Origin of the sequence: Streptomyces sp. Qhu_M48 (genome assembly GCF_051305195.1) — a bacterium.
Classification (GTDB): domain Bacteria; phylum Actinomycetota; class Actinomycetes; order Streptomycetales; family Streptomycetaceae; genus Streptomyces.
In genome coordinates this window covers 5,911,052-5,933,111 of the sequence record NZ_CP195432.1, presented here as the reverse complement: position 1 = coordinate 5,933,111, position 22,060 = coordinate 5,911,052, and the positions used below count along the sequence as shown (strand labels likewise).

General features: G+C 72.9%; 2 protein-coding genes. Both read left to right on the top strand.

The features are described 5' to 3' along the window. Positions 1-80 precede the first annotated feature (80 nt). A complete protein-coding gene (locus ACRRSS_RS26615; protein ID WP_435973629.1) occupies positions 81-11,456 on the top strand; it encodes an amino acid adenylation domain-containing protein in 11,376 nt (3,791 codons plus the stop codon). Beyond that, complete coding sequence (locus ACRRSS_RS26610; protein ID WP_435973628.1) at positions 11,453-21,880, top strand: amino acid adenylation domain-containing protein; 10,428 nt, start codon at positions 11,453-11,455, stop codon at positions 21,878-21,880. The genes ACRRSS_RS26615 and ACRRSS_RS26610 overlap by 4 nt, the downstream gene beginning before the upstream one ends. Positions 21,881-22,060: the final 180 nt, after the last annotated feature.

Sequence of the window (22,060 nt, the reverse complement as noted above, 5' to 3'; positions counted from 1 at the left end):
TCCCAGTCGTGGCCGTACGGGACGTCCGGCACGCCGCGAGACCCGTATACGCCCGAACCTTCGAGAATGGTGTCGAGAAGATGTCTCACCAGCACTCCGTCCAGGCTCCCGCCGTCGACATCGACGCGTACAACAGCACCGCCGTGCGGCTTCCCGAGGGCGCGCTGCACGAGCTGTTCGCCGCCCAGGCCGTACGGACGCCGGACGCCGTGGCGCTGGTGTGCGGGGAACGCGAACTCACCTACCGCTCGCTCGACTCGGCCGCCACGGCCCTGGCCCACCGCCTGCGGGACCGGGGCGTACGGCCCGGCGACGGCGTCGGTCTCCTCCAGGACCGCTCCCTGTCCTATGTCGTCGCGCTCCTCGCGGTCCTCAAGACCGGTGGTGTGTACGTCCCCCTCGACCCGCGTCAGCCGGAGGAGCGCCGCGCGTTCGTCCTCGCCGACACCGGAGCCGTCCTCCTGCTCACCGACCGCGACGAGCGGGAGACGGCCTTCGCGGGCGACCTGCCCGTGCTGCGGCTCACGGAGGACGTGGCGGTGGCGGCCGGGGACGTCGCACCGCTCGATGTGGCCGTGCACCCGGACCAGTTGGCGTACGTGATGTTCACGTCGGGGTCGAGCGGTACGCCGAAGGGCGTGGCCAACACGCATCGGAACGTCGTCGAGCTGGCTCTGGATCCGTGGTGGGGGGCGGGGGAGCGGCACCGTCGGGTGCTCGCGTACTCGCCGCTCGCCTTCGACTCCTCCACGTACGAGCTGTGGGTGCCGCTCCTGAGCGGGGGAACGGCGGTCGTGCTGCCCGCCCCCAAGATCGACATCGCGGAGCTGGCCCGCGCCGTCGTCGAACAGCGGATCACCGCGATGTACTTCACGACGGCCCTCTTCGACGCGATGGCCTCGGAGGCGGTCGAGTCCCTCGCGGGGCTGGCGGAGATCTGGACCGGTGGTGACGTGCTGTCGCCGGTGGCGCTGCAGCGGGTCCTCGACTCCTGCCCGGGGACGTCGGTGGTGCACGCCTACGGGCCGACCGAGTCCACGGTGTTCTGCAGCTACCAGGCGTTCGGGCCGGAGGAGCGGGAGGTCGGGCGGCTGCATCTGGGCGTGCCGATGGCCAACACCCGGATGTACGTCCTCGACGCGGCCCTGCGCCCGGTCGTGCCCGGCGTGGTGGGCGAGCTGTACGTCGCCGGAAGCCATCTCGCGTGGGGATACGTCGGCCGGGCCGCGCTGTCCGCCGAGCGGTTCGTGGCCGATCCGTTCGGGCCGGCGGGGGAGCGGATGTACCGGACGGGCGACCTGGCCCGCTGGAACGAGTTCGGCGAGATCCTCTTCGAGGGGCGCGCCGACCAGCAGGTGAAGCTGCGCGGCTTCCGCATCGAACTCGGCGAGATCGAGACCGTGCTCCTGGAGGACGAGGCCGTCGCCCAGGCCGCGGTGATCGTCCGGGAGGACCGGCCCGGCGACAAGCGACTCGTCGCCTACGTCGTCCCCGCCCCCGCCACCCGAGTCGACACCGGGGCCCTCCACACCCTCGCCGGCACCCGCCTCGCCGACTACGCCGCCCCCTCCGCCTTCGTCGAGCTCGCCGAACTCCCCCTGACCGCCAACGGCAAGCTCGACCGGCGGGCCCTGCCCGCCCCGGCGTTCGACGGCGCTACGGGACGCGCCCCCCGCACCCCCGCCGAGGAGGTGCTCTGCGGACTCTTCGCCGACGCGCTCGGACTGCCCGCGGTCTCCCTCGACGACGACTTCTTCCGCCTCGGCGGACACTCCCTCCTCGCCACCCGTCTGGTCGGCCGCGTCCGCACCGCCCTCGCGACCGAACTCTCCCTGCGGGACTTCTTCCAGAACCCGACCGTCGCAGGGCTCGCCCGGCGGATCACCGCCGGAGCCGGACAGGCCCCGCGCCCCGCGCTCACCGTCGCCGGCCGGACCGACGACGACCTCCCGCTCTCCGCCGCCCAGCGCCGCCTCTGGTTCCTCGACCAGATGGAAGGCCCCTCGGCCACGTACGACATCCCCCTCGCCGTACGCCTCACCGGTACCGTCGACCACGAGGCGCTGCGGCAGGCGGTCGGCGACGTGATCACCCGCCACGAGGTGCTCCGCACCAGCTACCCGGTGCACGAGGGCGAGCCGCGCCAGCACATCGCCGACCCCGACGAGGTGACCGTGCCGTTCACGGTCGTCCCCGTCACCGAGGACGAGCTGCCCGCCCGGCTCGCCGAGGAGACCGCGCACCTCTTCGACCTCGCCACCGACCTGCCCCTGCACGCCGTGCTCCTCGAACTCGCCCCCACCCGGAGCGTCCTCGTCCTGGTCGTCCACCACATCGCCTCCGACGGCTGGTCGAACACCCCCCTCATGCGGGACCTCGGCGCCGCCTACACCGCCCGCGCAGAAGGCACCGCACCCGACTGGGAGCCGCTGCCCGTCCAGTACGCCGACTACGCCCTGTGGCAGCAGACCCTGCTCGCCGACCACGAGGAGGCCCAGCTCGACCACTGGCGCCGGGCGCTCGACCGGCTGCCCGCCGAGGTGACGCTGCCCACCAGCCGTCCCCGCCCGGTCGTCGCCTCCTACCGGGGCGCCACCCACACCGTGCACTGCCCGGCGGAGACCCACCAGGCGCTCTCCACGCTGGCCAGGGAACACGGCGTGACCCTCTTCATGGTGGCGCAGGCGGCCACCGTCGCCCTGCTGTCCCGCTCCGGGGCCGGTACCGACATCCCCCTCGGCTCCCTCGTCGCAGGCCGGACCGACGAGGCCCTGGAGGACCTGGTCGGCTTCTTCGTCAACACGCTCGTGCTGCGCACCGACGCCTCGGGCGACCCCACCTTCCGGGAGCTCCTCGACCGCGTCCGGGAGACCGACCTGGCCGCCTGGGCCCATCAGGAGCTGCCCTTCGACCGGCTCGTCGAGACCCTCAACCCCGAGCGCTCCGCCGCCCGGCACCCGCTCTTCCAGGTCATGCTGACCCTGGCCGAGGCCGCCGAGGCCACACCCCGCCTGCCGGGCGTACGCGCCGAGACCGAGCGGCTGAACGCGCACATCGCCAAGTTCGACCTCACCGTCAACTTCTACGAGCACCGCGACCGGATCGGCCACCCCAACGGCCTGGACATCGTCCTGGAGTACGCCACCGACCTGTACGACCCGGACACCGTCGAGGCCGCCGCCGAACGGCTCGCCCGCGTCCTGGACGCCGTGATCGCCGACCCGGACGTCAAGGTCGCCGACATCGAACTGCTCTCCTCGGAGCAGCGCCACGCTCTGCTCGCCGGCTACAACGACACCGCCGTGCGGCTTCCCGAGGGCGCGCTGCACGAGCTGTTCGCCGCCCAGGCCGTACGGACGCCGGACGCCGTGGCGCTGGTGTGCGGGGAACGCGAGATGGCCTACCGCGACCTCGACCGCGCCTCGGACGCCCTCGCCGCCCGCCTCGCCGCGCAGGGAGTCCTCCCGGGCGCCGCCGTCGGCCTCTTCCTCGACCGGTCGCCGGAGTTCGTCGTCGCGGCCCTCGCGGTCCTCAAGGCGGGCGGCGCGTACGTCCCCCTCGACCCGCGTCAGCCGGAGGAGCGCCTCGCGTTCATCCTCGCCGACACCGGCGCCTCCCTCCTCGTCACCGACCGCCCGGTCCACGAGGTGGGGTTCGCCCGGGACGTGGACGTCCTGCCCGCCCCCGATGTGCCGGCGCTCCTCGCCGAGACCGTCACCGAAGTCCCGGAACCGACCGTGCACCCGGACCAGTTGGCGTACGTGATGTTCACGTCGGGGTCGAGCGGTACGCCGAAGGGCGTGGCCAACACGCATCGGAACGTCGTCGAGCTGGCTCTGGATCCGTGGTGGGGGGCGGGGGAGCGGCACCGTCGGGTGCTCGCGTACTCGCCGCTCGCCTTCGACTCCTCCACGTACGAGCTGTGGGTGCCGCTCCTGAGCGGGGGCACGGCGGTGATCCTCCAGACCGCGAAGGTGGACATCGCGGAGCTGGCTCGGGTGATCACCGAACAGCGCGTGACGGCCGCGTACTTCACGACGGCCCTCTTCGACGCGATGGCCTCGGAGGCGGTCGAGTCCCTCGCGGGGCTGGCGGAGATCTGGACCGGTGGTGACGTGCTGTCGCCGGTGGCGCTGCAGCGGGTCCTCGACTCCTGCCCGGGGACGTCGGTGGTGCACGCCTACGGGCCGACCGAGTCCACGGTGTTCTGCAGCTACCAGGCGTTCGGGCCGGAGGAGCGGGAGGTCGGGCGGCTGCATCTGGGCGTGCCGATGGCCAACACCCGGATGTACGTCCTCGACGCGGCCCTGCGCCCGGTCGTGCCCGGCGTGGTGGGCGAGCTGTACGTCGCCGGAAGCCATCTCGCGTGGGGATACGTCGGCCGGGCCGCGCTGTCCGCCGAGCGGTTCGTGGCCGATCCGTTCGGGCCGGCGGGGGAGCGGATGTACCGGACGGGCGACCTGGCCCGCTGGAACGAGTTCGGCGAGATCCTCTTCGAGGGGCGCGCCGACCAGCAGGTGAAGCTGCGCGGCTTCCGCATCGAACTCGGCGAGATCGAGACCGTGCTCCTGGAGGACGAGGCCGTCGCCCAGGCCGCGGTGATCGTCCGGGAGGACCGGCCCGGCGACAAGCGACTCGTCGCCTACGTCGTCCCCGCCCCCGCCACCCGAGTCGACACCGGGGCCCTCCACACCCTCGCCGGCACCCGCCTCGCCGACTACGCCGCCCCCTCCGCCTTCGTCGAGCTCGCCGAACTCCCCCTGACCGCCAACGGCAAGCTCGACCGGCGGGCCCTGCCCGCCCCGGCGTTCGACGGCGCTACGGGACGCGCCCCCCGCACCCCCGCCGAGGAGGTGCTCTGCGGACTCTTCGCCGACGCGCTCGGACTGCCCGCGGTCTCCCTCGACGACGACTTCTTCCGCCTCGGCGGACACTCCCTCCTCGCCACCCGTCTGGTCGGCCGCGTCCGCACCGCCCTCGCGACCGAACTCTCCCTGCGGGACTTCTTCCAGAACCCGACCGTCGCAGGGCTCGCCCGGCGGATCACCGCCGGAGCCGGACAGGCCCCGCGCCCCGCGCTCACCGTCGCCGGCCGGACCGACGACGACCTCCCGCTCTCCGCCGCCCAGCGCCGCCTCTGGTTCCTCGACCAGATGGAAGGCCCCTCGGCCACGTACGACATCCCCCTCGCCGTACGCCTCACCGGTACCGTCGACCACGAGGCGCTGCGGCAGGCGGTCGGCGACGTGATCACCCGCCACGAGGTGCTCCGCACCAGCTACCCGGTGCACGAGGGCGAGCCGCGCCAGCACATCGCCGACCCCGACGAGGTGACCGTGCCGTTCACGGTCGTCCCCGTCACCGAGGACGAGCTGCCCGCCCGGCTCGCCGAGGAGACCGCGCACCTCTTCGACCTCGCCACCGACCTGCCCCTGCACGCCGTGCTCCTCGAACTCGCCCCCACCCGGAGCGTCCTCGTCCTGGTCGTCCACCACATCGCCTCCGACGGCTGGTCGAACACCCCCCTCATGCGGGACCTCGGCGCCGCCTACACCGCCCGCGCAGAAGGCACCGCACCCGACTGGGAGCCGCTGCCCGTCCAGTACGCCGACTACGCCCTGTGGCAGCAGACCCTGCTCGCCGACCACGAGGAGGCCCAGCTCGACCACTGGCGCCGGGCGCTCGACCGGCTGCCCGCCGAGGTGACGCTGCCCACCAGCCGTCCCCGCCCGGTCGTCGCCTCCTACCGGGGCGCCACCCACACCGTGCACTGCCCGGCGGAGACCCACCAGGCGCTCTCCACGCTGGCCAGGGAACACGGCGTGACCCTCTTCATGGTGGCGCAGGCGGCCACCGTCGCCCTGCTGTCCCGCTCCGGGGCCGGTACCGACATCCCCCTCGGCTCCCTCGTCGCAGGCCGGACCGACGAGGCCCTGGAGGACCTGGTCGGCTTCTTCGTCAACACGCTCGTGCTGCGCACCGACGCCTCGGGCGACCCCACCTTCCGGGAGCTCCTCGACCGCGTCCGGGAGACCGACCTGGCCGCCTGGGCCCATCAGGAGCTGCCCTTCGACCGGCTCGTCGAGACCCTCAACCCCGAGCGCTCCGCCGCCCGGCACCCGCTCTTCCAGGTCATGCTGACCCTGGCCGAGGCCGCCGAGGCCACACCCCGCCTGCCGGGCGTACGCGCCGAGACCGAGCGGCTGAACGCGCACATCGCCAAGTTCGACCTCACCGTCAACTTCTACGAGCACCGCGACCGGATCGGCCACCCCAACGGCCTGGACATCGTCCTGGAGTACGCCACCGACCTGTACGACCCGGACACCGTCGAGGCCGCCGCCGAACGGCTCGCCCGCGTCCTGGACGCCGTGATCGCCGACCCGGACGTCAAGGTCGCCGACATCGAACTGCTCTCCTCGGAGCAGCGCCACGCTCTGCTCGCCGGCTACAACGACACCGCCGTGCGGCTTCCCGAGGGCGCGCTGCACGAGCTGTTCGCCGCCCAGGCCGTACGGACGCCGGACGCCGTGGCGCTGGTGTGCGGGGAACGCGAGATGGCCTACCGCGACCTCGACCGCGCCTCGGACGCCCTCGCCGCCCGCCTCGCCGCGCAGGGAGTCCTCCCGGGCGCCGCCGTCGGCCTCTTCCTCGACCGGTCGCCGGAGTTCGTCGTCGCGGCCCTCGCGGTCCTCAAGGCGGGCGGCGCGTACGTCCCCCTCGACCCGCGTCAGCCGGAGGAGCGCCTCGCGTTCATCCTCGCCGACACCGGCGCCTCCCTCCTCGTCACCGACCGCCCGGTCCACGAGGTGGGGTTCGCCCGGGACGTGGACGTCCTGCCCGCCCCCGATGTGCCGGCGCTCCTCGCCGAGACCGTCACCGAAGTCCCGGAACCGACCGTGCACCCGGACCAGTTGGCGTACGTGATGTTCACGTCGGGGTCGAGCGGTACGCCGAAGGGCGTGGCCAACACGCATCGGAACGTCGTCGAGCTGGCTCTGGATCCGTGGTGGGGGGCGGGGGAGCGGCACCGTCGGGTGCTCGCGTACTCGCCGCTCGCCTTCGACTCCTCCACGTACGAGCTGTGGGTGCCGCTCCTGAGCGGGGGCACGGCGGTGATCCTCCAGACCGCGAAGGTGGACATCGCGGAGCTGGCTCGGGTGATCACCGAACAGCGCGTGACGGCCGCGTACTTCACGACGGCCCTCTTCGACGCGATGGCCTCGGAGGCGGTCGAGTCCCTCGCGGGGCTGGCGGAGATCTGGACCGGTGGTGACGTGCTGTCGCCGGTGGCGCTGCAGCGGGTCCTCGACTCCTGCCCGGGGACGTCGGTGGTGCACGCCTACGGGCCGACCGAGTCCACGGTGTTCTGCAGCTACCAGGCGTTCGGGCCGGAGGAGCGGGAGGTCGGGCGGCTGCATCTGGGCGTGCCGATGGCCAACACCCGGATGTACGTCCTCGACGCGGCCCTGCGCCCGGTCGTGCCCGGCGTGGTGGGCGAGCTGTACGTCGCCGGAAGCCATCTCGCGTGGGGATACGTCGGCCGGGCCGCGCTGTCCGCCGAGCGGTTCGTGGCCGATCCGTTCGGGCCGGCGGGGGAGCGGATGTACCGGACGGGCGACCTGGCCCGCTGGAACGAGTTCGGCGAGATCCTCTTCGAGGGGCGCGCCGACCAGCAGGTGAAGCTGCGCGGCTTCCGCATCGAACTCGGCGAGATCGAGACCGTGCTCCTGGAGGACGAGGCCGTCGCCCAGGCCGCGGTGATCGTCCGGGAGGACCGGCCCGGCGACAAGCGACTCGTCGCCTACGTCGTCCCCGCGCCGCCGTCCACCGCCACGGGCACCGACCCCGCCCCCCAGACCCGGATCGACACCGAGAGCCTGCGCCGCCACTGCGCGCGGCGGCTCGCCGAGTACATGGTCCCCTCCGCCCTCGTCGCCCTCGACGCCCTGCCGCTGACCGCCAACGGCAAGCTGGACCGCCGCGCCCTGCCCGCACCCCGGCTCGGCACCGGACCCGGCGGCCGACAGGGCCGCACCCCCGCCGAGGAAGTCCTCTGCGGACTCTTCGCCGACGCGCTCGGACTGCCCGCGGTCTCCATCGACGACGACTTCTTCCGCCTCGGCGGACACTCCCTCCTCGGCACCCGCCTCGTCAGCCGCATCCGGCACACCCTCGGGGCGCAGGTGTCCGTGCGGGACCTCTTCCGCTGCCCCACCGTCGCCGGATTCGCCGAGTACCTCGCCGCCGCCGACGGCCAGGACCGCCGCCCGGCCCTGGTGGCCGGCGAGCGACCCGAACGGGTGCCGCTCTCCGCCGCCCAGCGCAGGCTCTGGTTCCTCGACCAGATGGAGGGCGCCTCCGCCACGTACAACATCCCCCTCGCCGTACGCCTCACCGGCCCCCTCGACGCCGACGCGCTGCGCCTCGCCCTGACCGACGTCGTCGGGCGGCACGAGGCCCTGCGCACCGTCTTCCCCGCGGACCAGGGCACCCCCCACCAGGTGGTCGTCCCGGCCGCGGAGATCCGCCTCGACCTGCCGGTCATCCCGGCGACGGACGACGCCCTTCCGGCCGTGCTCCGCGACCTCTCCGCCACGACCTTCGACCTCTCCCGCGAACTGCCCGTCCGCGCCGACCTCGTGCGGCTCGCCGACGACGAGCACGTCCTGCTCCTCGTGACCCACCACATCGCCTCCGACGGCTGGTCGAACACCCCCCTCACGCGGGACCTCGGCGCCGCCTACGCCGCCCGCACCGAAGGCACCGCACCCGACTGGCGGCCGCTGCCCGTCCAGTACGCCGACTACGCCCTGTGGCAGGAGGCCCTGCTCGCCGCCGACGAGGAGCGCCAGCTCGCCCACTGGCGCGAGGCGCTGGACCGGCTCCCGGAGGAGGCGACGCTCCCCGCCGACCGGACGCGGCCGGCCACCGCCTCGTACCGCGGCGCCTCCCTCACCGTCCAGTGCCCCGCGGACCTGCACACCGCGCTCACGCGGCTGGCCCGCGAGAACGGCACGACCCTCTTCATGGTCGCCCAGGCGGCCACCGCCGTCCTCCTCTCGCGCTCCGGAGCCGGCGCCGACATCCCGCTCGGCTCCCCGGTCGCCGGCCGCACCGACGAAGCCCTCGACGACCTGGTCGGCTTCTTCGTCAACACCCTGGTGCTGCGCACCGACGTCAGCGGCAACCCGACCTTCCGACAGCTCCTGGAGCGGGTCCGGGCCACCGACCTGGCCGCCTGGGCGCACCAGGACGTGCCCTTCGACCGGCTCGTGGAGGCCCTCAACCCCGAACGGTCCGCCGCCCGGCACCCCCTCTTCCAGGTCATGCTCTCCGTCACCGACGCGGCCGGTCCGGTACCGGAACTCGCGGGGCTGCGGGCCCGGTCGGAGTTCACCACCCTCGACATCGCCAAGTTCGACCTCACCTTCACCTTCCACGAGCACCGGACGGCCGACGGCGGCCCGGCCGGCCTCGGCATCACCGTCGAGTACGCCACCGACCTCTACGAGGCGGGCAGCGTCTCGGCCGTCACCGCACGGCTCGTCCGCCTCCTCGAGGCGGCGGCCGGCGCCCCCGACGTCCCGATCGGCGAGCTCGACGTCCTGGCCGCCGACGAACGGGCACAGCTCCTCGACACCTGGCACGGTGCCGCGCGGTCCCGCCCCGCGGCCTCCCTGCCGCACCTGTTCGCCGCACAGGCCGCCCGCACCCCCGACGCCGTCGCCGTCACGCTCGGCGGACAGCGGCTGACGTACGCGGAGCTGGACCGGCGCGCCAACCGCCTCGCCCACCGGCTGATCGCCGAGGGTGTCCGCCCCGGCTCCCGCGTGATCCTCTTCCTCGACCGCTCCCCGGAGGCCGTCGAGGCGATCCTCGCCGTGGTGAAGGCGGGCGCGGTGTACGTGCCGCTCGACACCCGCTACCCGGCGGACCGCATCGAGCTCGTCCTGCGGATGTCGGGCGGGACCCACCTCCTCGCCGACCGGGACCTCGCGGGCGTCGCACTCCCCGCCGGCACACGGATCCTCCGCCTGTCGGACCCCTCCGACGGCCTGCCCGACACGGCACCCGAGGTCGACGTCCACCCCGAGCAGCTCGCCTACGTGATGTTCACCTCGGGCTCGACCGGGGTGCCGAAGGGCGTCGCCGTCACCCACCGCAACATCACCGAACTCGCCGCCGACACCCGGTTCACGGGCGACGCCCACCGCCGGGTCCTGCTGCACTCGCCGCTCGCCTTCGACGCGACGACGTACGAGCTGTGGGCGCCGCTCCTCTCGGGCGGCACCCTGGTCGTCGCCCCGCCGGGTCTGCTCGACACGGCCGCGCTCAAGACCGTCCTCGCCGAGGAGTCGATCACGGGTCTGTGGCTGACGGTGGGGCTGTTCCGGCTGGTCGCGGAGGAGGACCCCGGAGTTTTCGCCGGGCTCGGGGAGGTGTGGACCGGTGGTGACGTGGTGCCGCCGGAGGCGGTGCGCCGGGTCATGGACGCCTGCCCGAACCTGACGGTGGTCAACGGCTACGGGCCGACCGAGACGACGACCTTCGCCACCTCGCACACCCTCCACCGGCCCTTCGACTACGACGGCCCCCTGCCCATCGGGCGCCCCCTGGACAACACCCGCCTCTACGTCCTCGACGAGCACCTGGGTCTGCTGCCCGCCGGCGTCCAGGGCGAGCTGTACATCGCGGGAACAGGCCTCGCCCAGGGCTACCTCGACCGGCCCGCGCTCACCGCCGAACGGTTCGTCGCCGACCCCTACGGGCCGCCGGGCTCACGGATGTACCGCACCGGCGACCTGGCGCGCTGGTCGCGGGAGGGTGAGATCGAGTACCTCGGGCGGGCCGACCAGCAGGTGAAGCTGCGCGGCTTCCGCATCGAGCCGGGGGAGATCGAGTCGGCGCTGATCGCCCACGGCTCCCTCGCCCAGGCCGCGGTCGTCGTCCGCGAGGACCGGCCCGGCGACAAGCGGCTCGTCGCCTACCTGGTCGGCGCCGACGGCGCCGACCCGGACCCCGAACGGCTGCGCACCCACGCCGCCGACCTCCTGCCGGACTACATGGTCCCGTCCGCCTTCGTGGTCCTGGACGCCCTGCCCCTGACCGGCAACGGCAAGCTCGACCGTCGCGCCCTGCCCGCACCGCCGGCCACGACCGCCGGCAGCGGCCGGCAGCCGCGCAACCCGCGCGAGGAGGTCCTCTGCGGCCTGTTCGCGGACGTCCTCGGCGTCCCCGCCGTCACCATCGACGACGACTTCTTCCGCCTCGGCGGGCACTCCCTGCTCGCCACCCGGCTCGTCAGCCGGATCCGTACCGCCCTCGGCGCCGAACTCCCGGTGCCCGCCCTCTTCGAGAACCCGAACGTGGCCGGCCTGGCCGAACGACTCGACCGCGCCGAGAGCGCGCGTCCCAAGCTGCGGCCGATGCGCCGGATGGGAGCCTCCCAGTGATCCCCCTGTCATACGCCCAGCAGCGCCTGTGGTTCCTCGCCCAGCTGGAGGGCCCGTCGGCGACCTACAACATCCCGCTGGCCCTCCGCCTCACCGGCGCCCTCGACACCGAGGCGCTGACCCTGGCCCTCGGCGACCTCGTCGCCCGCCACGAGAGCCTGCGCACCGTCTACCCCGAGCGCGACGGCACCCCGTACCAGGAGATACGCGAGGCCGCCGACGTACGGCTCGACCTGCCCGTCCTCACGGCCACCGCGGAGACCCTCCCGGAGGTCCTCGCCACCGAGTCGGCCCACGTATTCGACCTGGCCGTCGACCTGCCCGTCGAGGCACGGCTCATCCGCCTGGACAGGCCGGAGGCCCCGGTCGAGGCCGGGCACGGGGACGCGGCCGGACGGCGACGGGCGGACGCGGTGGACCGCGCGGTGGAGGGTGCGGTGGAGGGTCCGGCCGACACCGGCCCCGTCGCCCACCCCGTGGACCCCATGGCCACCGTGGACACTGTGGCCCCCGTGGACACCGACGACGAGCACGTCCTGCTCGTCGTCATGCACCACATCGCCTCCGACGGCTGGTCCATCGCCCCCCTGCTCCGCGACCTCGCCCACGCCTACCGGGCCCGCACCGCCGGCCGCGCCCCCGAGCGGGAACCGCTGGAGATCCAGTACGCCGACTACACCCTCTGGCAGCACGAACTGCTGGGCGACGCCGACGCCGAGGACAGCGTCATGGCCCGGCAGATCGACTACTGGCGCGAGCACCTCGCGGGACTCCCCGCCGAGGCCACCCTGCCGGCGGACCGGCCCCGCCCCGCCGTCGCCTCCTACCGCGGCGACACCCGCACCCTCCACTGCCCGCCCGCGACCCACGCCGCCCTCGTCGACCTGGCCCGGCAGAGCGGAGCCACCCTCTTCATGGCCGCCCAGGCGGCCCTGGCGACCGTGCTCGCCGCCTCCGGAGCCGGCACCGACGTGCCCCTCGGCTCCCCGGTCGCCGGCCGCACCGACGAAGCCCTCGACGACCTCGTTGGCTTCTTCGTGAACACGCTGGTCCTGCGCACCGACGTCGGCGGCGACCCGACCTTCCGGGAGCTCCTGGAGCGGGTCCGGACCACCGACCTGGCCGCCTGGGCCCACCAGGACCTGCCCTTCGACCGGCTCGTCGAGGCCCTCAACCCCGAGCGCACCGGCGACCGCCACCCCCTCTTCCAGGTCATGCTGACCCTGGTGCAGGCCGGGACCACCGACTCCGGAGCCGACTTCCCCGGCCTCCGGACGCGCACCGAGTACCCGCCCACCAGCACCGCCAAGTTCGACCTCACCGTCGGCTTCGACGAGCACCTCACCCCCGACGGCCGGCCCGCCGGCCTCGACATCACCGCCGAGTACGCCACCGACCTGTACGACCCCGAGACCGTCGAGGCGCTGCTCGCCCGGCTCGGCCGCCTCCTCACCGAGTCCGTCGCCCACCCCGACACGCCCCTCTCCGGGCTCGACCTGCTCGACGAGACCGAGCGCGCCCTGCTCCTGGACACCTGGACCGGCCGGCCCACCGCCGTCCCCGAGGCCTCGGTCGGAGTCCTCTTCGCCGAGCAGGCCGCGCGCACGCCGGACGCGGTCGCCCTCACCCAGGCGGGCCGCGCCTACACGTACGCCGAGGTCGACGCCCTCTCCAACCGGTTCGCCCACCACCTCGTCCGGCTCGGAGTCGGACCCGAGACCGTGGTCGCCGTCCTGATGGAACGCTCGGCCGACCTGGTCCTCTCCCTCCTCGCCATCACCAAGGCCGGCGGCGTGTACGCCCCGCTCAACGCCGTCGATCCGGCCTCCAGGCTCACCCGCATCCTCGCCGACACGGCCGCGCCCGTCCTGCTCGTCGACCCGGCGCTCGCCGACCACGAGATCCTCACCGAGGCCTCCGGCGTACGGACCGTCCTGGTCGACGGGCTCGACCGGGACCCGGAGCTCGACGCCCACCCGGCGACCGCGCCCGAGGTCGCCACGCACCCCGACCAGTGGCTCTACGTGATGTTCACCTCGGGCTCGACCGGGGTGCCGAAGGGCGTCGCCGTCACCCACCGCAACGTCGCCGAACTCGCCCTGGACCACCGCTGGACCGGGGACGACCACGCACGGCTGCTCTTCCACTCCCCGCACACCTTCGACGCCTCGACGTACGAGCTGTGGGTGCCCTGGCTGACCGGCGGCACCGTGGCGGTCGCGCCGCCCGGCGTCCTCGACACGGCCGCGCTGGCCGCGGTCCTCGAAGCCGAGTCGATCACGGGTCTGTGGCTGACGGTGGGGCTGTTCCGGCTGGTCGCGGAGGAGGACCCGGGCGCCTTCGCCGGCCTCGGGGCCGTGTGGACGGGCGGTGACGTGGTGCCGCCGGAGGCGGTGCGCCGGGTCATGGACGCCTGCCCGAACCTGAAGGTGGTCAACGCCTACGGGCCGACCGAGACGACGACCTTCGCCACCTCCCACACCCTCCACCGGCCCTTCGACTACGACGGCTCCCTCCCCATCGGACGCCCCCTCGACAACACCCGCCTCCACGTCCTCGACGACCACCTCGGCCTGGTCGCGCCCGGAGTCCCCGGCGAGCTGTACATCGCGGGAGCCGGACTGGCCCGCGGATACCTGGGCCGCCCGGCCCAGACCGCCGAACGCTTCGTCGCCGACCCGTACGGCCCCCAGGGCGCACGGATGTACCGCACGGGCGACCTGGTCCGCTGGTCCCGCGACGGCGAGATCGAGTACCTGGGCCGGGCCGACCAGCAGGTGAAGCTGCGCGGCTTCCGCATCGAGCCGGGGGAGATCGAGTCGGCCCTGGTGGCCCACGGCTCCGTCGCCCAGGCGGCGGTGATCGTGCGGGAGGACAGGCCCGGCGACAAACGGCTCGTCGCGTACGTCGTCGGCTCGGGCGACGTCGACCTCACCGCCCTGCGCCGCCACGCCGGCGACGCCCTCCCCGAGTACATGGTGCCGTCCGCGTTCGTCACCCTGGACGCCCTGCCCCTGACCGGCAACGGCAAGCTCGACCGCCGCGCCCTGCCGGCCCCCGTGCTGAGCGGCGAGACCGACGGGCGTGCCCCCCGCACCCCCGTCGAAGAGGTGCTGTGCGGCCTGTTCGCCGACGTCCTCGGCCGCCCCTCCGTCACCGTCGACGACCACTTCCTGCGGCTCGGCGGGCACTCCCTGCTCGCCACCCGGCTGGTCAGCCGGATCCGCGCCGCCCTCGGCGCGCGGATCACCGTCCGCGACATCTTCCAGCACCCGACCGTGGCCCAGCTCGCCGAGCTGATCGCGGCAGGCAACGGCGGTCCCGCCCGCCCCGCGCTCACGATCCAGGACCGGCCCGAGCGGATCCCGCTGTCGTCCGCCCAGCAACGCCTCTGGTTCCTCGACCAGATGGAGGGCCCGTCGGCGACCTACAACATCCCGCTCGCCCTCCGCCTCACCGGTGCCCTCGACACGGAGGCCCTGCGCCGCGCGCTCACGGACGTCGTCCTGCGCCACGAGTCCCTGCGCACCGTCTTCCGGACCGCCGACGGCGAGGCCTACCAGTACGTCCTGGCCGCCGACGAGATCGACCTCCCCCTGCCCGAGATCGCGGCGACCGAGGAGGACCTGCCCGCCCTGCTCGCCGAGGAGAGCGCCAAGGTCTTCGACCTCACCACCGGACTTCCCCTGCGAGCGGCCCTGTTGTCCCTGGCTGACGAGGAGCACGTACTGGTGGTCGTCACCCACCACATCGCCTCCGACGGCTGGTCGAACGCACCCCTCTTCGCCGACCTCGCCCGCGCGTACCGGGCTCGCGGTGAGGGGGCCGCCCCCGACTGGGCCCCGCTGCCGGTCCAGTACGCCGACTACACCCTCTGGCAGCGGGATCTGCTCGCCACCGAGCAGCTTCCCCAACTTAACTACTGGCGGCAGGTGTTGGCGGACCTCCCGGAGGAGGCGACCCTGCCTGCGGACCGGCCCCGGCCCTCCGTCGCCTCCTACCAGGGCGCCACGCTCACCGTGTCCTGCCCGGCCCCGGTCCACCGGGCGCTGACAGGACTGGCGCGCGAAACCGGCACCACCACGTTCATGGTGGCCCAGGCCGCCGTGGCGACCGTGCTCGCGCGGTGCGGTGCCGGCCTGGATGTCCCGATCGGTTCGCCGGTCGCGGGGCGGACGGATCAGGCTCTCGACGATCTCGTGGGCTTCTTCGTCAATACGTTGGTTCTGCGGACGGATGTGGGTGGTGATCCCACCTTCCGTGAGGTGTTGGGCCGGGTGCGGGAAACGGATCTTTCCGCGTGGGCTCATCAGGACCTTCCGTTCGACCGGCTCGTCGAGGTGCTCAATCCCGAGCGTTCGGCGTCCCGGCATCCGTTGTTCCAGGTGATGCTCACCGTGGGTGACACGGCGGTGGGCGCACCTGGGCTCGGTGGTCTGCGGGGTGAGTTCGTGGCTCCGGAGCTGCGGATCGCGAAGTTCGATCTGACGTTCGCGTTCGGTGAGCGAAGGACGGCCGACGGCAGCCCCGACGGGTTGGACATCACGGTCGAGTACGCCACCGACCTCTACGAGCGCACCACGGCCCAGGCCGTGGCCCAACGGCTCGTTCACCTCCTGACCGCCGCCGTCTCCGACCCCGACCTGCCGGTCTCCCGCCTCGCCCTGCTCACCGACGAGGAGAAGGACCACCTGGCCCGATGGGCCGGCCCGGTCACCAAGGCGCCCGGTCTCGGCCTGGACGGTCTGTTCGTGGGACAGGCGGCGCGGTCGCCGGAGGCGACGGCGTTGGTGTTCGAGGATCAGGTGGTCTCGTACGGGGAGTTGGATGTCTGGTCGAACCGGTTGGCCCGGTATTTGACGGGTCGGGGTGTGCGGTCGGGGGATCTGGTGGGTGTGCATGTGGAGCGTTCGCCGCAGATGGTGGCGGCTCTGCTGGCGGTGCTGAAGGCGGGTGCCGGGTACACGATGCTGGATCCGCTGTTCCCGGTGGAGCGGTTGAACGGGGTGCTGGGTCAGGTGGCGCCGGCGGCGCTGATCACCCAGACGCACCTTCCGCGCTTGAGCACGGACGCGGTCGTGGTCGATCTGACGGCCGAGATCGCCGAGATCAGCGGGGTGTCGGGCACGGCCGTGGAGACGTCGGGGTCGCCGGAGTCGGTGGCGTGTGTGATGTTCACGTCGGGTTCGACGGGTCTGCCGAAGGGTGTGATGGCTTCGCACCGGGCGTTGGCGGCGACGTTCGTGGGTCCGGACTATCTGGCCTTCGGTCCGCAGCAGACGTTCCTGCAGTGCTCGCCGGTGTCGTGGGACGCGTTCGCGCTTGAGGTGTTCGGTCCCCTCCTGCACGGCGGTGTGTGCGTCCTCCAGCCCGGTCAGCACACCGACCCGCTCCTGATCGCGGAGCTGGTCGAACAGCACCGGATCACGACACTCCAGATGTCAGCGAGCCTCTTCAACCACATGCTCGACGAACACCCCGCCGTCTTCCGGGAGGTGCAGGAGGCCATGACGGCCGGCGAGGCCGCCTCGCCCGCCCATGTCACCCGCGCCCTCACCGACCATCCGCACCTGCATCTCCTCAACGGTTACGGTCCGGCGGAGAGCATGGGGTTCACGACGGCGTTCGTGATCGAGCCGGGTGCGGCGGCCGGTGCGGTGAGCATTCCGGTCGGCGGCCCGCTGGCCGGCAAGCACGCCTATGTCCTGGACGCGAGCCTGGAGTTGGTGCCGCCGGGTGTGCCGGGGGAGCTGTACGTGGCCGGGCACGGTCTGGCGCACGGCTACATCGGTCAGCAGGCGTTGACGGCGGACCGGTTCGTGGCGAACCCGCACGGTCCCGCCGGTTCGCGGATGTACCGCACGGGTGACCTGGCCCGGTGGAACAAGCAGGGCGCTCTTGAGTACCTGGGTCGTGGTGACGAGCAGATCAAGCTGCGTGGGTTCCGTATCGAGCCCGGTGAGATCGAGGCCGCCCTCATGACGCACGACGCGGTGGTCCAGGCCGCGGCGGTGGTACGGGAGGACCGGCCCGGCGACAAGCGGCTGGTCGCCTACGCCGTCGGCGAGGTGACGCCCGAGGACCTGCGCCGGCACGTCACCGTCCGGCTGCCCGAACACCTCGTACCGTCCGCGTTCGTCGTCCTCGACGCCCTTCCCCGTACGGTCAACGGCAAGCTGGACCGCCGTGCCCTGCCCGCCCCCGACGACAGCGCCCGCTCCGAAGGCGGACGAGCCCCGCGTAACCCCGCCGAGGAGATCCTCTGCGGACTCTTCGCCGACACCCTCGGCCTCGACACCGTCACCATCGACGACAACTTCTTCCACCGCGGCGGACACTCCCTCCGCGCCACCAAACTCACCTCGAAGATCCGGGACGCCTTCGGTGTACGGCTCGGGGTGCGGGAGATCTTCCAGCACCCGACCGTGGCCCGGCTCGCCGAGCTGATCGCGGTGAGCGGCGGCGAGGAGGAGCGCCCCGCGCTGGTCGCCGGGCCGAGGCCGGAGCGGCTGCCGCTCTCCTCCGCCCAGCAACGCCTCTGGTTCCTCGACCAGATGGAGGGCCCCTCACCCACGTACAACATCCCCCTGGCCGTACGGCTCACCGGCGCCCTCGACGCGGAGGCCCTGCGCCTCGCGCTCGCCGACGTCGTCGTACGCCATGAATCCCTGCGAACCTCCTTCCCCTCCGAGGGGGGCTCGCCTCACCAGGCGATCCGCCCTCTCGCGGCGACCGACCTCGCGCTCCCGGTGACCCCGGTGACGGAGGAGTCCCTGCCCCAGGTGCTGGCCCGGCTGTCCGGCACCGCCTTCGACCTCTCCACGGACCTGCCCATCCGCGCGGATCTGCTGGAGCTGTCCCCCGAGGAGCACGTGCTCCTGGTGGTGATGCACCACATCGCCTCCGACGGCTGGTCGAACGGCCCGCTCCTGCGGGACCTCGCCACGGCGTACACGGCCCGTGGCGAGGGGAACGCCCCCGACTGGGCGCCGCTCCCCGTCCAGTACGCCGACTACACCCTGTGGCAGCGGAGCCTCCTCGCCATCGATGAGGAGCGCCAACTCGACTTCTGGCGGAGTCGACTGGCCGAACTGCCCGAGGAGGCGACCCTGCCGGCGGACCGTCCGCGGCCCGCCGTCGCCTCCTACCGAGGGGCCACCCACGAGGTGACCGCCCCCGCGCACACGCACGCTGCCCTGACCGGGCTGGCGCGCGAGACCGGAACCACCCTGTTCATGGTCGCCCAGGCCGCCGTCGCCACCGTGCTCGCACGGTGCGGCGGCGGGGTAGACGTCCCGATCGGTTCGCCGGTCGCGGGGCGGACGGATCAGGCTCTCGACGATCTCGTGGGCTTCTTCGTCAATACGTTGGTTCTGCGGACGGATGTGGGTGGTGATCCCACCTTCCGTGAGGTGTTGGGCCGGGTGCGGGAAACGGATCTTTCCGCGTGGGCTCATCAGGACCTTCCGTTCGACCGGCTCGTCGAGGTGCTCAATCCCGAGCGTTCGGCGTCCCGGCATCCGTTGTTCCAGGTGATGCTCACCGTGGGTGACACGGCGGTGGGCGCACCTGGGCTCGGTGGTCTGCGGGGTGAGTTCGTGGCTCCGGAGCTGCGGATCGCGAAGTTCGATCTGACGTTCGCGTTCGGTGAGCGAAGGGCGGCCGACGGCAGCCCGGACGGCCTCGACATCACCGTCGAGTACGCCACCGACCTCTACGAGCGCACCACGATCGAGCGCCTTCTCGATCGCATGCTGCTGCTGCTCGACTCCGCCGCGACCTCGCCCGACACCCCCGTCGGCTCGATGGCGCTCCTCACGGAGGACGAGCGGGACCAGCTGGCCGCGTGGTCCGGCGCACGGACCGACAGCCCGGAACCGGGTCTCGACGGTCTGTTCGCGGCGCAGGCGGCGCGGTCGCCGGAGGCCACGGCGTTGGTGTTCGAGGACCAGGTGGTCTCGTACGGGGAGTTGGATGTCTGGTCGAACCGGTTGGCCCGGTATTTGACGGGTCGGGGTGTGCGGTCGGGGGATCTGGTGGGTGTGCATGTGGAGCGTTCGCCGCAGATGGTGGCGGCTCTGCTGGCGGTGCTGAAGGCGGGTGCCGGGTACACGATGCTGGATCCGCTGTTCCCGGTGGAGCGGTTGAACGGGGTGCTGGGTCAGGTGGCGCCGGCGGCGCTGATCACCCAGACGCACCTTCCGCGCTTGAGCACGGACGCGGTCGTGGTCGATCTGACGGCCGAGATCGCCGAGATCAGCGGGGTGTCGGGCACGGCCGTGGAGACGTCGGGGTCGCCGGAGTCGGTGGCGTGTGTGATGTTCACGTCGGGTTCGACGGGTCTGCCGAAGGGTGTGATGGCTTCGCACCGGGCGTTGGCGGCGACGTTCGTGGGTCCGGACTATCTGGCCTTCGGTCCGCAGCAGACGTTCCTGCAGTGCTCGCCGGTCTCGTGGGACGCGTTCGCCCTTGAGGTGTTCGGCCCGCTGCTCCACGGCGGCGTCTGTGTCCTCCAGCCCGGTCAGCACACCGACCCGCATCTCATCTCCGAGCTGGTCGAGCAGCACGAGGTGACCACGCTCCAGATGTCCGCGAGTCTGTTCAACCACATGCTCGACGAGCACCCGCGGACCTTCTCCCACCTCAAGGAGGCGATGACCGCCGGCGAAGCGGCGTCCCCGGCCCACACGGCCCGGGCCCTGGCCCAGCACCCCCGGCTGCATCTCCTCAACGGTTATGGTCCGGCGGAGAGTATGGGGTTCACGACGGCGTTCGTGATCGAGCCGGGTGCGGCGGCCGGTGCGGTGAGCATTCCGGTCGGCGGCCCGCTGGCCGGCAAGCACGCCTATGTCCTGGACGCGAGCCTGGAGTTGGTGCCGCCGGGTGTGCCGGGGGAGCTGTACGTGGCCGGGCACGGTCTGGCGCACGGCTACATCGGTCAGCAGGCGTTGACGGCGGACCGGTTCGTGGCGAACCCGCACGGTCCCGCCGGTTCGCGGATGTACCGCACGGGTGACCTGGCCCGGTGGAACAAGCAGGGCGCTCTTGAGTACCTGGGTCGTGGTGACGAGCAGATCAAGCTGCGTGGGTTCCGTATCGAGCCCGGTGAGATCGAGGCCGCCCTCATGACGCACGACGCGGTGGTCCAGGCCGCGGCGGTGGTACGGGAGGACCGGCCCGGCGACAAGCGGCTGGTCGCCTACGCCGTCGGCGAGGTGACGCCCGAGGACCTGCGCCGGCACGTCACCGTCCGGCTGCCCGAACACCTCGTACCGTCCGCGTTCGTCGTCCTCGACGCCCTTCCCCGTACGGTCAACGGCAAGCTGGACCGCCGTGCCCTGCCCGCCCCCGACGACAGCACCCGCTCCGAAGGCGGACGAGCCCCTCGCAATCCCGCCGAGGAGATCCTCTGCGGACTCTTCGCCGACACCCTCGGCCTCGACACCGTCACCATCGACGACAACTTCTTCCACCGCGGCGGGCACTCCCTCCGCGCCACCCTCCTGATCAGCCGCATCCGCGCCGTCTGGAACACGCGCACCACCATCAGCGACCTGTTCCAGAGCCCCACTCCGGCCCTCCTCGCCGAACACATCGCGGCGGGCGGCGGGGGAGACCCCCTCGGAACCGTGCTGCCCATCCGGGCCGTCACGGAGACGAACTCCGGCGAACCGCCCCTGTTCTGCGTCCACGCCGTGTCCGGGATGAGCTGGGGGTACGCGGGGCTGCTGCCCCACCTCGACCAGGACCGGCCGGTCATCGCACTCCAGTCCCGCAGGCTCGGCGGCTCCCACGACGCCCCCTCCTCCATCGAGGAGATGGCCGACGACTACCTCGCCGAGATCCGCAGAATCCAACCGCAGGGCCCGTACCACCTGCTCGGCTGGTCCTTCGGCGGCATGGTCGCGCACGCCGTCGCGGCCCGTCTCGAAGCGGCCGGGGAAGAGGTCGCCCTGCTGGCCCTCCTCGACTCCTATCCGCTGCCCGACGGATTCGGCGCCCCGGAGATCGACGGCCGGCACGTGCTGACCGCCCTGCTCGGCTCCCTCGGCGAGACCGTGACCGTGCGCTGCGCGGACACGGCCCCGGACATCGCCGAACTCGCCGAGGCGCTGCGCCGGTCGGACCCGGTGCTCGGCGCCCTCGAACACGCCCAGGCGGCGGCCGTCGTGGAGGCCACCCTCGACAACCTGCGGATGCGCTACCGCTACGTGCCGGACGTCCGGTTCGGCGGAGACGCGGTGTTCTTCGACGCCACCGGTACGCCGTCTCCCCTGTCCGGCGCCGAGGCCTGGGCGCCGTACGTGGCGGGCCGCGTCGAGGAGTTCGCCGTCGACTGCGAGCACGCCCGGATGACGGAGGCGGAGCCCCTGCGGGCGATCGGCCGGGTCCTGGCCCGCAGGCTGCGACCCGCGCGTATCTGACCGGAGTCCGATCCGCATCGGATCCGATCCGATCCGCTCCGAAGGAGCGACCCCGGGGCCCGTACGGCAGCGTGACCGCCGTACGGGCCCCGGCCTGTCCCTGCCCGTCCCGGCCTGCTTCCCCCCGAAGCCCCCGACGCTCCCGACGCCGCGACGTCCGCGCCGACCGGCGCGCCCCGC

Excerpts from the sequence above, each read along its gene's own strand:
- ACRRSS_RS26615 (WP_435973629.1), top strand. The coding sequence starts at position 81 with ATGTCTCACCAGCACTCCGTCCAGGCTCCCGCCGTCGACATCGACGCG.